4 protein-coding genes are annotated in these 15969 nt (G+C 39.2%); all 4 read right to left on the bottom strand.

What is annotated here, in order from left to right:
* Positions 1-2 precede the first annotated feature (2 nt).
* Entirely contained in the window at positions 3-1292 is a 1290-nt protein-coding gene (locus ACZIX4_RS13870; protein ID WP_463336242.1) for an RHS repeat domain-containing protein, read from the bottom strand.
* A gap of 62 nt (positions 1293-1354) precedes the next feature.
* Positions 1355-2452 carry a hypothetical protein gene (locus ACZIX4_RS13865; RefSeq protein ID WP_463336241.1) on the bottom strand — a complete coding sequence of 366 codons (1098 nt, stop codon included), beginning with the start codon at positions 2450-2452 and terminating at the stop codon, positions 1355-1357.
* Positions 2453-2463: 11 nt separating this feature from the next.
* Positions 2464-13038 carry a SpvB/TcaC N-terminal domain-containing protein gene (locus tag ACZIX4_RS13860; RefSeq protein WP_463336240.1) on the bottom strand — a complete coding sequence of 3525 codons (10575 nt, stop codon included), beginning with the start codon at positions 13036-13038 and terminating at the stop codon, positions 2464-2466.
* Position 13039: 1 nt separating this feature from the next.
* Entirely contained in the window at positions 13040-15682 is a 2643-nt protein-coding gene (locus ACZIX4_RS13855; protein WP_463336239.1) for a T9SS type A sorting domain-containing protein, read from the bottom strand.
* Positions 15683-15969 lie beyond the last annotated feature (287 nt).

Here is a 15969-nt window from a genome sequence, read left to right as displayed (position 1 = left end):
TTTTATTGGTTTAGTTTTATATAATCCTGTAAAACCTCTTTTCCGATTTGACTAGTATCTTTGGTTGTACCTCTTCTTACTCCTTTTGGTATATCAGGATTAGTCATATTAATTGTATTCCCTCCAGACTGTTTCCCTCTAAAGGATTCGATTGCATATATATTAAAATTACGTTTTACAGAAGTTTCATGATCTGCCTTTGAAGTTCCGGGTCTGTTTTCTAAACCTGAAGCTGCTTTATCGTGAGTATGAATTTGTCCAATCATAAACATGTCATTTTCATCGAATCCTTTAGTTACAGCGATATCAGCACCATTTTTTTCACCAGGGGGGCCAATTACACTTGTAATAATTCCAGTTGGAAGACCTTTATCATCCTCACCTCTCTGTAACATAAAGAATGCTTGTCTTTCATGAGTAGAATCATTAATTGTTTCGTCATTTATCTGATTAATATTGGATTGAATCGTGCTATTGTCAATTTGAATTATAGTGCTGTTTGATTGAAGATCAGCTGTTGCTTCGCTTGAAGAGGTTCCTTCAAATTTACGATCAATATTTCCCCAATCAGTTCCTCTTATAATTCTTACTTCATTTGTGCTTGAACCATCTGTGCCTAAAACTTTTCCTGATCCCCATTCTATGTAAGTATCTTCTCCTTGCATCCCAGTAGGATCAACAAATCTCACAGGATTATTATAACAATACCCATAAGCATCAAAAGTTTCGTCAACAAGCGGATCCACCCCTATAAAAATACTCATTTTAGGGTCATAATAGCGGGCGCCGTAATAATAATTTCCCGTCTCCTCATCAAATTCTTTACCGTTAAACTTAAACGGAGAGTTATTAGAATTTAAATGCTCGTCTACAAGCGTTTCTCCAAATGGTAAATACTCTATATGCTGGCACACACGGCCTGAGGCATTGGTCATATAACTGCTGCTACCCAAATGATCCGGGTGGAAGTAGTAAATGTTTAGTTTTTCTAAATTATGGCTGTTGTAATCAGCTTTAGGTTCTATAACCGAAGAAAACACCGGCGGCGTAACCCCAAAGGCAGTATGTATGTTACTAATGTTGGTTTGCGCATCCTGCACCGTGGCATTACTTGGGGTACGCACGGTATTATAGCTTAGCGCAGACATCTTTTGGCTTAATAGTGCATCCGGGTAAAACCCAAAACTTTTCAGCGTGTTGGTTTTAGCGCAAATACGTTCGCTGCCTATGTAGTAGTGTTTGGTATATACCAGTGTATTCTCAAAACGCTCATGCACGGCCTTGCCCATCATCAGTGCGCTGGGGTACAGCATTACGTTGTCCTTAACCTTTTGGGCTACCTCATTGGCATTTGCTAATTTTGTTTTAAAGTTGTTATCTGATTTTTTAAAACTCTTTGCTTGATATCATTATATTCTTTAACTGATATTAAATTTCCTGTTTTAAGAAAATCTTTTGAGTTCACATTTTGGATTTGCTGATAATCATTTACTAATGTCTCTGTTGTTGTACCGTCACTATTATCTATTACCATATTTTTTGTTAAAACACCCTTATTATTTACCGTGCTAACATAATATCCTTCTTCAAAATACTCAATTATTTTACCTTTTTGAATTTGTCCTAGAAAATACTCAATCTCTATTTTTTTATTTGGCAGAAATTTTTCAATAGATATAATTTGATTGTCTGAAACAGCAACCTTTAATTCAATCTCCTTCATTTTATTAAATTCAAGAAATTCAAAATAATTATTTTTAGTTAAATCGAATATTTGCTTATTTTGTTTATATAACCTTTGAGATGACAATATCCCTTTTTCATCCCAAAGTATTTGTTTTTCTTGAGACCAATAATATGTAAGCCGTTTTTTATAATAACATTTGTACTGAATTATTGTTTTATCTTGTACAGCATAAAGAGTGTCATTTTTATAATATAAACCATCAACAAATTTTTCATTTGAAAAAATAGTATCTCCTAAAAAATCAGGAATTTCTTTACTATAGTCAATAATAAACATTTGTTTACTACCGTTAAAAAATCTTTGCTTAAGAATGTTTCCTTCTGAATACTCTGAAATTAATTTTAGTTTCCCATTATTATAAAACTCCTGATATGATTCGATATCAAAATAACTATTAAATACTGTTTTTTTAATTACTTCACCATATTCTTCACGGATATATTTTTGACCATTTTTAATCATTTTTTCTATAATTTCACCTTTAGGGTCATAACACTTCTGATCAAAAATTACCCCTCCTTCAATTTTAGTAAAACACAAACCCTTTTTAACTATTTTATTAATTTCTTTACCGTTCGTATCTTGAAATAATAACGTTCTATTAAGTGAATCTTTTTTCTGAGTATACGATTTTAACACAATAGTATCATTTTGAGAGTACATATGTGTAAAAAAAATAAACATTAAAAAGAGATAAGTTTTCATAGCCATACTGATTAAAAAATACCAAATCTTGCTTTATCGACCTGAATTGTTCCCTCGGATTCTCTCCTCGTAGCGTTTTGTGCACGGGGGTCAGAAAAATTAAAATTTATAGTTGTACCTGTTCTTGTCCCATTATCTGGAATCGTAGTTACATTTCCATGTGTAAGCTGATTAGGATCTACACCCGCTAAAACGAGGGAATTGATAACTGCATTTATACGTAAATCCCCACCTGCTTGCTGTGACAAGTTCTTCTTTTCCCCGTTTACCATAATGTTACCCAATTTTGATAATGGTACTGCAGTCTTACTTCCTTTAATACTTGTAGTAACAGAAACCGAAATATTCTGTCCAGTTTCTTTCAATATCTCAGCAATTTGATTAATTTTTTCAGTAGATTCAGCTTCAATAGTTGTACTACCTACGCCATCAACTTTTTCAAAATGAATGTCAAATGAGGCTTGAATCTCACTTGTATGATTATCTGAAATACTATAACCTGCTCCCTCAAAAGTTTGGGCTTGTGTAAGGTATATAAAAGTACTGCCACTCTTACCGTCACCGGGGCTTATATTGTACATATCATAAGAATCATTTGAATTGGACAAATTGCTAGCCCTACCTAAATCTTTTTGTATCATTAGATAAACCGCAGTACCAGGGTAGTCTTTCTTTAATTCAGCAATGCGGTTATTTAACTGTATACTATTGGTCGGCGGGTCTCCAGCACCATCAACTCCCTCCATCCCTGTAGGATCTATTAATTTCACCGGGTTATCAAAACAATAAGCAAACGGGCTAATACCCGGGTACTTATCCGCCAAAGGATCTACCCCTATAAAAATACTCATTTTAGGGTCATAATAGCGGGCGCCGTAGTAATAATTTCCCGTCTCCTCATCAAATTCTTTACCGTTAAATTTGAAAGGGCTGTTATTAGAGTTCAGGTGCTCCTCAACCAACGTTTCACCAAACGGTAAATACTCCATATGCTGGCACACACGGCCCATGCTGTTAGTAATATAATTGCTGCTACCCAAATGGTCCGGGTGGAAGTAGTAAATATGTAACAGACCTTGTACATGGGTATTGTACATATTAGCTGGCTCTACAACAGGTGAAAACGTTAGTGCCGGTTGCAAATTAAATAACGTACGTATACTGGCTATATTGTTTTGTGCCTCCGCTACCGTATTTGTACTTGGGGTACGCAACAGCGTTTGGGCCACTAACTCAAGCCCGGAAAATTTACCATTTACCAACGATTCCGGGTAAAACCCAAAATTATTAAGCGTACCCGTTTTGGCGCTTATGCGTTCACTGCCTATATAGTAGTGTTTTGTATACAACAGTGTATTAATTCCCTCGCGCTGGTGTACCGCCTTGCCCATCATCAGTGCACTGGGGTAAAGCATTACATTGTCTTTAGCTTTTTCTGCCCCTGGTATTGAATTATAGGCAACATCTATACGGTCATAATTATAGCGCACCACACGTTGCCCACCTGCGTCATAGGTATATACAGCTATGGGGTGGTCTGTAGGGTCGTCGGGTTTCAGGTCTACCGCACGCAGGCGGTTTTCCTCATCCCAAAGGTTTTTACGCAGGCTTATTTCCAGTTCGCCCACCGTTTCCTTTATTTCGGTTTGGTTACCATTGGCATCATACAGTAGCTTTTTATGCCTTATACGCGGGTCTTCGGCATCCGGGTTTTCTACATAGGCAGGCGTTTCGGTAAGGGTACGCACTGCATGGGGCTGCTGGTAGCCATATGCCCCGGTGCCCGGTGCTTCTGCTACAAAAGCCCCTGTGGCATAGCCGTCATAATCCAGTATATAGCTTGATTTTTGCACTGCATTTTCATATATTTCATCTATCCATTCAGATGCGTCGTTTACTTCACCCTGCCATTGCCTCATCTGTTTCTTTTTAATGGTATGGTCCTGGTTATATTCCATTTCCACTATATATTGCTGGCGCAGGTAGGGCGTATTCATGTCATTTGGCCCGGTATAGTGCCCATTGGCATATGTAAGCCTGTTGTACTGGTCATAATAAAATTCATTAAATACAGGCCCGCCAAGCTGACCAGCAGCGGGCTGATTCATTTGTGTATCTTCTATTACCAGTATGTTAGAAAGTGCATCATATGAGTATGCCCTTTCTGCACTGTAGCCCGAAAAATTGTGGTATAATTTCTGTAGCCTGCGCCTTGTGTCATACGTATACGTTGTTTTGGTATCGTTACCGTATTTTATGCTTGCTCGTTCTCCATATTCAGTATACAGTATTTCTTTAACCACTACTTGGTTAGCATTATCATTACTGGCTATACCTGTCATTTGGCTGCTTATTTTATTCAGCATACCGGCCTTGTTATAATCATAGGTTACCACTTCCTGGTCCGGGTACACTATTTTTTTCACACGGTTCCAGCTGTCGTATTCCCACTCGGTATAAAACCAGTACGACTGGTAGCCCGCCACCGCCACAGAGCGCAGGTTTTTTGTAAGCTCACCCATAGTACCGTACCCAAACAACTGTACACCACTGGCGTCTTCCTGATACTGCAGGCGCCCTATAGCATTGTTTTGTATTGCAAGCTGGTCGTTTGGCTGCCCGTAAGTATACTTTACCTCATTTTGCGGGTTTTGCGGGTAAGCTACCCTTATAAGCCTGCTATAATCATAATAATATTGTATTTTCTGTCCACCGTTCATAAGCAGATTAGAGTTGCTTTGCTCAGTCATACGGCTGGCTTTATCATACTTAAAGGTTATAGAGCCCCTGTCGGGGTGGTTCATGCGTATTTTCCTTCCGGCCATGTCATATACATAAGTAGTTTCATAGCCCTGGTTGTCTGTTACCTTTGTAAGCTCGTTAATGGCATTAAAGGTAAATTTTGTGGTTAATTCGTCATTTTGTATTGTTTTTACCTGCCTGCCGCGCGCATCGGTATACACAGCCATTGTTTGCATGTTTTCGTTTATGGTATATTGCAAAAGCATATTATCCTCTAACCCATAAAGGATTTGGGCATTTAGGGATTCACCCGGCTGCTGTACAGACCGCACCCTGTCTTTATAATCATACTGCATTTTTACCGGCTCTATATCGCTTATGTTTGCATTATAATTAAATATAGCAGAAGATGCGGCAATGGCACTAACAGTGTTTTGAGGAAACGCTATATTATCTATAATAGGCAGATACGTTTCTATGGTGCGCCCCCAGTTGTCTTTTTTCTCTACACCGTTTACAAGCCACTTCATTTCGCCTTCTACCTCGGTTCCTTTCTTTACCTGTATGGGTTGCCCAAAACCGTCAGACAGGCTTACCGTAAGCAGGTGGTTAGTGCTTGTTACCCCACCGTTTGGCACATATTCTGAATCGTAATGGCGCGTAAGGGCAAAGTGCCTGCTGTTTTCTGGCTGGGCAGTGCCCGGCATTACTGCCGCATAACTACCCGAAGCCAACCTTACATAAGGATCTGTTGTAGCAGTTGTAGCGGGTAGCCCTTCATACTCCATACGTATGGTCCATGCCGGGTTACCTGAAATTTCTGTAGCCATTTCATTTGGCCCGGTTACTTCTATAACCCTTCCACGGTTGTCTATGCGGGTACGCATCTTCTTACTGTTTATATCTGTAGTAAGCACCGGTATACCAAAGAGGTAGTTATATTCCATATCAGAATCTTCCCCATAAGAATTAGAAAAATGTACCGGGAATGTATTTAGTACGGTATCGTATTCTATATTCTTTTTGTAGAACTCAGTATTTGTGCTGTTCTTATTGTCAAGCGCATCTACCTCCGCAAGGTTACCAAAGCTATCATATAAAAGCTTAACCGTACTTTGTTCGGTACTGTTTAGCTTGGTAGTTATGGTTTGTAGCCTACCAAAATTATTATAGGCTGCCTCCCTTTGTCGCATTGGCGTTAAACCGTTAGTGTTTTTATAAACCTTTACTGTTTTTGGTAAGCCATATGCATTTTCGAGCATACTTAAAGATGTTTCGTAGGTTATTGCTGTCCTGAAAGCATCATCCGCATCTACCCCATAGTCAATATAATTTGTAAGGTTACCGTGGGTATCATAGGCTGTAAAGTCCTTTACTAAGACCATGCCGTCGCCACCGCCTTCATATGATGTGGAGGTAACTTTTGCTATGGCAATAAATAGCCTTGTTTTATCTAAAAGTTCAGATGCGGTTGCTATATTAAAAAGACTTGGTTGTATATAATTATCAGCAGCACTTGCAGCCATATTTACTGCCGGCGCATCCGGATCAAGCAGGTTATAAAGTGTTTCTTCCTCTGTAAGTACTACACCGGCAGCATCAATCAATACCGATGATTTTTCGCAGCCGCTCAGGTAATAATTATCTGTATGGTATGATTTTACAACGGTACGGTACGTCTCATTTGTATCAGGGTCTATCTGCTTTATATGTACATTTCCAAATCCTAAAAATTCGCGCTCCCTACGGTTGTATTTAGGATCCTGGTATAAGGTTTCTGTAATATGTATCCCCGGCCTGTACTCATTGTCTTGTGTAAAGCCATCGTTAGTGGTAACGCGGTGCACTACCCATTTACTATTTGGCATATCATACGTATTAAGCGTACGTGCGTACTGTACAAACCAGCTGCCGCCTAAGGCTGTATTTACCTTTTTTAACAGGTTAGCCTGGTCTACCATGTTAAGATGGGCAGTAACATCGCCATTTGTGCCTCCATTTTTTATAAGCACATCAGGCCTGCCGTCACCATTAATATCCTGGAAAGTGCTTAATTTTTGGTTAAGTCCAATATTAGCACCGGCTGAAGGTGTTATGGTTACTTTAAAAGGTATCCCAAAAATCGAAAATGAAAAACCAAATGTAAAAGCAAAGAAGGTGTTTACAGAAATTGACCGGTCTCTTTCAATATCATCACTTTGATTATACAACATAAACTGCTGGTTATCAAATCCTGTCCCCGTATTCCTGAAATAAACATAATCGCCGATAGTATTTTTAACAATCAGGTCGGGTAATCCGTCTCCGTCTATGTCACTAAGCATAGTTTTCATATTTGCAGTACTGTATGCACCACCAATGCCCGCCGCCATAGAATTATTCTGGCTTACACCGCCTCCGCCGCTAACACTTACCGAATAATTTTCGCGCAGGCTTGTTGTAAAACTCACACCTAAATTCACCGGGGTCCAGTCTATCTGTTCTGTAAAACCATATCCTGTGTTTAAGCGGACTAATACGTTTTGATCCTGGCTTATAAGTATTTTGTCGGTTAATCCGTCTCCATTTATATCGGCCCATTGATAGGCATTATGAGACTCCCCATCGCTGGCATTAATCCCTGCGCTAACATTAGTCCTCGTTTTATTTTGTCCGCCGGGATTACCGTCAGTACCTGTAGAGTTAGGCTGCTGGCAGGGTATGGTTACACCCACGGTTTGGTCTGAGCTTGTGTCTCCCGAAGAAAAGTCATTGTCTTTAACAAGCGATGTAAGGCTTCCCAGCATATTGGTATACTGTATCTTTCCACCGGTAACCAGCTCAGGGTATCTGTCTCCATTAAGGTCTACGTACTGGTTAAGCACCTTAGACTCAGCTTCACTATATGTACCTGAAGCAAACGATGCACCTCCGCTTACCGCAGTACCTTTAGACTGTGAACGTTGCCTCATGCCCGGAAACATATTAGAAGGCGGCGACTGTGTGATTGTGGCAGGGTTTATATAAACATCATAAAGATTTGCCTCACCAAAACGGCCTATAGTTGTGGTTAGTGTGCCGTTTGTATTCAATTTATATGACGATGCAATTACAGACTCGTTAGCATATTGCGAACTTTCATTTTCCTGGCCGTATATAGTATACCGTACTGCGGTATCGTCCATGTCCATATTATCCGGATCTATGGTTTCAGGATTATTTTGGTAACCATTTACCTGGTCAACCTCCGTTTGGTCATGGTCAAAAATAGACATGCTTATAGGATTGTCGCCAAAGTTTTGCACAGCCGAATTTGGTACAATATCGCCATTATCATCGTGCTGGTATTGCAGGCCTCCATTATAAAGGAAACGGTTCCAGCCACGGTAATTATAGTTTATAAGTCCTTTTGTACGGGCTATAAATGGCCTTGTAAGCTCAGTAGTAGCATCAATAGGGAATGAATACCCTGATGGTATGATAGACAGCATTATTTTCCTGTTAGATTCTAAATCCACACTGTCATTTTCAAGATAGAAGGCAGAGTATATGATTTTATTGTTATCAATAATATCTTTAACCTGGTTTTTAGTAAGGACATATTCCCAATATGTGGAATCCATTGTATTATTTAAATCTATTATATCATTTAGATTATAGCTTTTTAATAAATACACCTGGTCTGTAGCATCATCTTTATATACATAAATCTTAATACTTTTTAAAACTGTTACAGACCCACTGGCAGATTTTACCTTTATCATCCAGTTAGCCGTAGCGTAGTTGCCACCTTCAACTAAAGGCTCAAAATTCTGGTTTAAAAAATTATGGCTTATCTTCACCATTTGCTGGTTGCCATCTCCGGGAATATTAACGTCTATTGTAGGGTAAGGCAAGTCAGTGCTTTTAAACCAGTATCTTTTTTGGTTAATATTATCGTCAAAGTTCCTGGGTGACAGTGGCAGTACTATTGGGGTCGCTGCACTATTATTGGCATCAGAAAAAGAGGGCTTCCAATCTATGTTTTGCCAGGCAATATTAGTGTAACTGCTTATATAACATGCAAGCGAGTAACTGTAGCCATTAGTATCTAATGCCATCTGTATATTATCATTTGGCATGGTTACCGTGCTGCTGCCCGGAATATCTTTATACATTGGCGATAAAGTGTTTAAAAACTTAATAAAGTCTTTATGGTAAGTGGCCACAAGCTGTGTTACCCCTGTTTGGATATTGGTCTTGTATACCTTAACACTAAAGTTTACAGCATCTGAAAGTGCTGATATGGCAGGAGTAATAGCAGGCAAGTTAAAATTAACATTAACAAGGGTGTAACCCGGTATTTGCACATCGCCTCCATTGCTCATAATAAAATCATCTTTAGCATCATACACCTTTATGGCCTTGCCATTTTCGTCGGACATATTGAGGTCTGACGCCGAAAAATCATCTATAGCCGTGTAGGTAATTTTGGGGTTCCACTCATAAGTACCGCCGTAACCATATTGCTTATTATGTATCCTGAAGAAAATCCTGTCGCCTTTATTAACTTCTTTATTATTTAGGGCCAAATTAACCGGGGTATTTATAGTATTTATAGGGTTGCCCTCTTCTGTAAGCCATTGGCTTGCATCTCCCGAAGTAGCCCCGGCTGATGCCTTTTCTATGCTCAGCCTGAAACTGTTTGCCTGTGTTCCCGGGTTCTCTGCAATAAGCTTAGCTACACCTGTAATATCAATTGTGCCGTTAAAGGGTGCCTCCCATAGCAGTACATGGTCAAACTGGGGGTTTTGTTCCCTCAGTTCATCAAGGGTTTCCAGTTGCAGGGAAGGTATAACATCCGGGGTAATAATACCCGGTACTATCTTATTCTCGGTTAAGTTTACATTTGTCTCAAACGACCTGTAAGCAGGGTCTGTCTGCGATGGGGCAGTCCGGTTAAACCTTACCCTCCCTTCGGTTATAATATCCACCAAACCATCGCCATTTACATCGGAAAAATACCCATCAGTGGTAGACTTTGTCTTGCTCCAGCTTTTCCCTATAGAAAGATAGCTGTACGTAGCATCTACACCGGCACCTACCGTCCTGGATTTGGTTTTACTCAGTTCCAGGCCCGGAAGGACAATTTGTTCACCGAAACTTGTTTCTGCACCCAAATTAGGGCGATAGTACGTACCGTTAGAATTACTTATAACCTTATCTGGCAGGCCATCGCCGTTAACATCTACAAAGCTTACTGTAGTGCTTAGGTTACTTATACTATAATTGCCCGACAGGCCTATTGTAGCGCTAATATTAGAGGGGTTTTGGCCTAAGCCAAAGCCTCCCCTAAGCCCAAATGAAGCCCCGAAGGTAGTAGACGTACCCAATAAGGATCCGATAGCATCTATACCTGCAACAGGCGGCATTAATGCACTTACAACACCGGAATCTTCATTACCCTGCCATTCTGTACCTGTACCCGAAATAACAGATGACCCCGTTATACCATAATATTCCATAGTATTAGAGTAAAACAAATTACCCTGGGAATCAACCTCTGAAATCTGTTCTAACTGTGTTTTACCCAAAATGGCATTATTATAGTCAAAACGGTATGTCCTTATCGTTTTGGCCGGTTGGCCAGATTGTATAAATGAAACACGTACTTCAGTAAGCAGGTCCTTAATTACATTTAAATATCCGTTACGTGCGTTTATTATTACATCTGCACGGTTAAGCAGAGTATTGCTTTGGTTAGGTACTGTAGTACTGTATGTATTGCGCCTAAACTCTACTTCATAGTAATTTCCGGCATTAGCACTATGCTTTGTGTACTGTATTTTTTGTACGTAAAAACCTTTACCTGTTACAGTGCCACTTATAGCAGGTGTTGTATGGTCATAAAAATAGTCAACATAATTACCATAGGTATCCATAGTCCTTTTTAAAGCCCAATGGGTAATATTCCCGTCACCGTCTCGTATTACGGTATTATCGTCTACTAAATTGTCTGCACCTCCGTAATAGCTTTTATTTCCCTGCTTGTCTGTAACTTCCCAGTAGTAGTTATCTGTGTCTATACCTATGCGCAGTATCCTTAAATAAGCGCCCTCTTTACGTTCGTAGAAAACTTTTTTGGGGTTAGGCGTGTTGCGGGTAATGTTGGCCGTCCTGTTAGGGGTAGTATATTCACCATTAAAGTATTGCACAAGGTCTGAACCGTTTAGTGAATACATTTCGGTCTCGTAAGTCGGGTTAAAAAGCGGTACACCCCATTTTGTATTTAATGTAATTGCAGGTGTAGAGAGGTTCCATCCCACGCCCATCCATCCGTTTCCGGCATCACTGTTATAAGAAACCTGTAAAGACGGCTGCATACCGTTACGCCCCTGCGGAAGCTTTATGGGGAAACTTGTTGCAGCATTACCTGTATTATTTGCCCCTGGTGGCTGTATGCTTACAATGCCGGATGCAGGATCCGCATACTTCATGTCTGATATGGTAGTTGGGGTAAAGCTACCCGTTTCTGGCGAGTCAGGTACTTTTATAATGCCATTTATATAGTCTGTTTCGTTTTTATAAGTTGTGGTTATTATTTCATTATTGTTATTATCAAGGCTATCCGTATCAACGCTTTTCCAGGTACGCTCACTGTTATCATAATAAAATGTTTTTATGTCCCTGGCGGTATATCCCTCCGGGATTTTTTTGGGGTCGTATTTTATATGGATTTTTACCCCAATACTGTCTGGCATGTGCACTTTTTTAATGCGGTAGCTTTCAAACTCACCGGCAGTTACGTTTTCTAAATCTTCATTTAGCATACGTATATCCTTAAATTTTAAACCCGATACTTCAACCCATCCGGCTATTTTTTTGTCGGCTGTATACATCTCCACACACGCCCCAGAATACTGTTTCCCTGCCTCTAAGCCATCTGCTTTAAAAAGTATACTGTTGTTATTTAACTCTGTATCAAAGCTAAATTCGGTTGTAATGGCATTATGTTCTACAGGGACTGTTATGCTCTTTTTTACATCCCCTGAAAGGTAATTCAGCGTTATTTTCTTAGCTGACGAAGAAATGTTATGGAGTATCCCTTCAAAAACCCCGTTTACAACCTCAATATATTCACCGTTTACTTCAAACTGCGAAATACCTGTACTTTGCGTAATACCGCTTATATAAGCTACCCCATTAGTATAGCTTATAATTTTCCCGTCGGCTACTTTAACCGGGGCTTCGTTAGTTTCTTTATGTTTAAGCGTTATCCTTGCATTTCTTATTTTGTATTCATAACCTTCAGATTGCCGCCTGTTAAAAAAAACTTCATTTTTTCCCGGCTTCATCGATGATACCGATACGTTTTCGTTTACAGCAATCCAGGTAGTTGTAGGGGTTATTATATTACCTCCGTAAGCTATATTACCATTTATACTTTTAGTCGTTTGGGCAGCACTGCCAAGGCCGTAAAGCTCATAACTAAGGACTATATCATATTTACTGAAGTCTGCATTATCGGGCAGGTAAAACGTAAAAAAGTTATCGTATAAATTCTCTACACCTTCGGCATACGGGGTGCCTATACTCCCTGATTTTTCTGTAGCATAAAAAGTATCAGAAGCTTCAGCAGGAGTATAATCCGGTAACGGATTGGCCGGAATTATCTTTGTTTCTGCCCCTTCGCCTGCAACACTGCCTGCACCGGTATAGTAGTTATTTGCGCCACCTTTATTAGTAACCTGTTCTTTACTTAAACAATATTCAAGCACAATTTGCTGTACGGGCTGCCCATATACTACAAGGTTGCTTAATATTGAGGTAAAAAATAAATTATTTACATATGATTTTCTTAGCCTGGAAAATAAACTTGAAGCCATATTATTTAATAATTACTTTGTTGGTTAGTGTGGTGTCGTTGGTTCTTGTGGTAATAAGGTATGTGCCTGCAGTAATCAGGCTAAATGGTATTTTGTAGGTTGACCGGCCAGAAATATCAGAACTGTGCAGTAATGCTCCTGTAGGGCTGTAAATGTATACAGTACCTCTAAAGGTTTTGTCTGAAGTTATTTCATAATAAAATGTAGTGCCTGATTTGCTGGGATTAGGATATACCTTTGCGCTTATACCATCGGCCTCTTTTATTGGCTTCTTTTTACCAGGTTTAGCTGTTATCCCTATATCACTTTCCTCAATACTATACCCCCTTAATAAAGTAACTGTTTCAGATATAGAGCATCCTGAATCAAGATTGTTTATAATCAGTTGAATTTCATTAGATGTAGCCGTATTAGTGCCCTGATATACATTAACTACCGGGCTGTTAATATCCATTTGTGTACCATTAAGATACCATTCAAAGCTTACATTGGGGTTTGAAACATATTGAGATACATCTATAGTAAACGGAGTATTACAAATTGTGAATATTGGTGAGGTAGTATTTAAAGGGCAGTGTTGCTGTATTTCTCCGGCAAGATTTATTGATATACCTTCTAATGGAGCACTAAGCTGAATATTTTCCTGGTACATTTCGCCATTAGCATCTACAGAAGTCAGGGTGTAGTTGCCAAAAGGGACATTTTCAAATGTATATGACTCCGTATTGTGCACCTGGCTTATGGTTTGCATACTACCGGATAGTGCGGTTGTAAACGGAGGTATACCCCCGCTTAGCGATATAGATACTTCGCCTTGTGTATCATCACATTCTACTTCCGGATGTACTACTGCTGCAAAGTTATAGTATACAATAACATTGTCCGACTCCTGGCACATACGGTTACCACTTGTTACCGTTACAGAATACTCACCCGGTTCGTTTACTGTTAATGTTGGAACATAAACCTGTAACGGCACCCCATCTTTGTACCATTCATAAGTTGCCGTTGGATCCAGTACGTTTGCTCCTGCATTAAAAGTCACTTGCTGCAACGAGGCGTTAAGTACTACATCATTGCCCAGGTTTACCGGTATTTGCGGCTGCGCAACATTTAGGCTTGTGCTTGCGGTGTTAGACTGAGAATCTGTAACACTCACAGTATATGTATTTGGGGCTACAGCAATAAAAGGAAAGGTGTTACTGTTTGTATTAAAAACGGCGTTATACCCCGCCCCATTTTGTATAGAGATATGGTAAGGTGCCCTGCCGCCGGTAATAACCACATAGCTTTGTATATTGTTGTCGTTACAATCACCCAACTCGTGGCGTAACTGTACTATTAACTTAGGGCCTACGCCAAAGGTAAACTGGTCATAGATGCCGTAATCGGTATCAAAATAAACATCTTCAAAAAAGCCGTACTGTAATCCATCCATATCAGATGGTTCATAATATTCTACATACTGGCTGTTAAAATCAGATAGCTGAAGGTTATTTGCATACCTGTCATGCAGCATCCAAAGCTTTAGCTGCGGATTAGCAGTTAGAATTTCATTAATTTCACCCGAAAGGTTAAATTTAAAAAACATATTAAACAGCCTGCTTGCTTCACCTGTATTTTGTGAAAGCCACCTACGGTATAGCAGCCTTACGTTATGCGTATTTACTGTTTGTACTACCTCATTAATTTCGCTGTTGTCTCCAAAAACGATGAAGTTATTATCCGGGATATTAACAAGCTCCTGCTTCAGCTTGTTAGTAGCCATCAGTTCACCAACTGATGCAATTAAATAATCCCTGTTATGGGCACTTTCACTTTGTAATTGGTTTAAACCGGATATATTGTCTCGTCCAATACCAAAAACCCGGTCGTAGAAATCATCATAATTTTCCGTGCTCCAAAAAACAACATTCTTAGAATTACGATAAGGAGCGCCGGAATTAAGTGTTATGCCGTACTTAAGTGCAAGATATGACTCCACCCTGTTCTTTTGGTTATAAGTCAGTTCGAATGGAAAACTTATAAATTCCGGAAAATTTCCTGAAAAATAATTAGCAGGAGGGGTAGATGCGGTAATGCTTTTGCCTATGTAAAAGCTGGTTTCGCCTTCTTTGCCAAAACTTTTTATTTTCTTCTCGGTTTGGTATATATTCCAGTTATAAAAATAGACATTTGCATTCTGATTAGCCTGAAAAGCCAATTTTTTAGTATTAACATATACACTTTTATTAGAAAGGTCAAACCGGTTAATTATAGTATCGGTAGGGGCTAAATTTGGTATCCCCTGCTTCCATGATGTGGTTAAATGAGAATAGGTTGGTTGGGTTTGCAGCGGTTCACCCACAAAAAAAATATTCCGTGAGGTTGTGCTTTCTAAGGGAGCATTATAAAAAATACACAAGTGCTGTGTATTTACAGAATGGTTAAAATTAAATAACGACAGTGGCATCGCATTGTCTGGACACGCCTGTATACGGATATCTACTTCCGCATTGTTTCTAAACAGGCCTACAGCTATATCGTTATGGTTTACAATATACCAAACTTCTGCACCGGCTACACCACCCGGAAAGTTAACTTGGCTAAATGCCGTAAGAAAAAACAAGCATGCTGAAATTGAATAGAGTAATTTCTTATCCATAATTGACAGTTATTGGTTGGTAAATATTAGCAAAAAAATTTTCCGGTTTAAAGCTGTTTGATATAGAGTCTTTCAATTAAAAATATCATAGACACTATACGCCCTAAAAATATATCTGTATTAATTCATTTCAACTAACAATAAGCGTATCAGCCACATTGTATATTTTCACAATTTAGATATACGGCTCATTACAGAAAAACAATTGTACTAAACTATAATAGTTTCCTGACTAAAAATTACTAACGGAATACTCTTGCCTTTAACCCCTTTTAACCAATACTTGC

The sequence above is a fragment of the Flavobacterium niveum genome (genome assembly GCF_055231775.1).
Note: the sequence above shows the minus strand (reverse complement) of the source record. Positions and strands in the feature narration are given on the sequence as shown.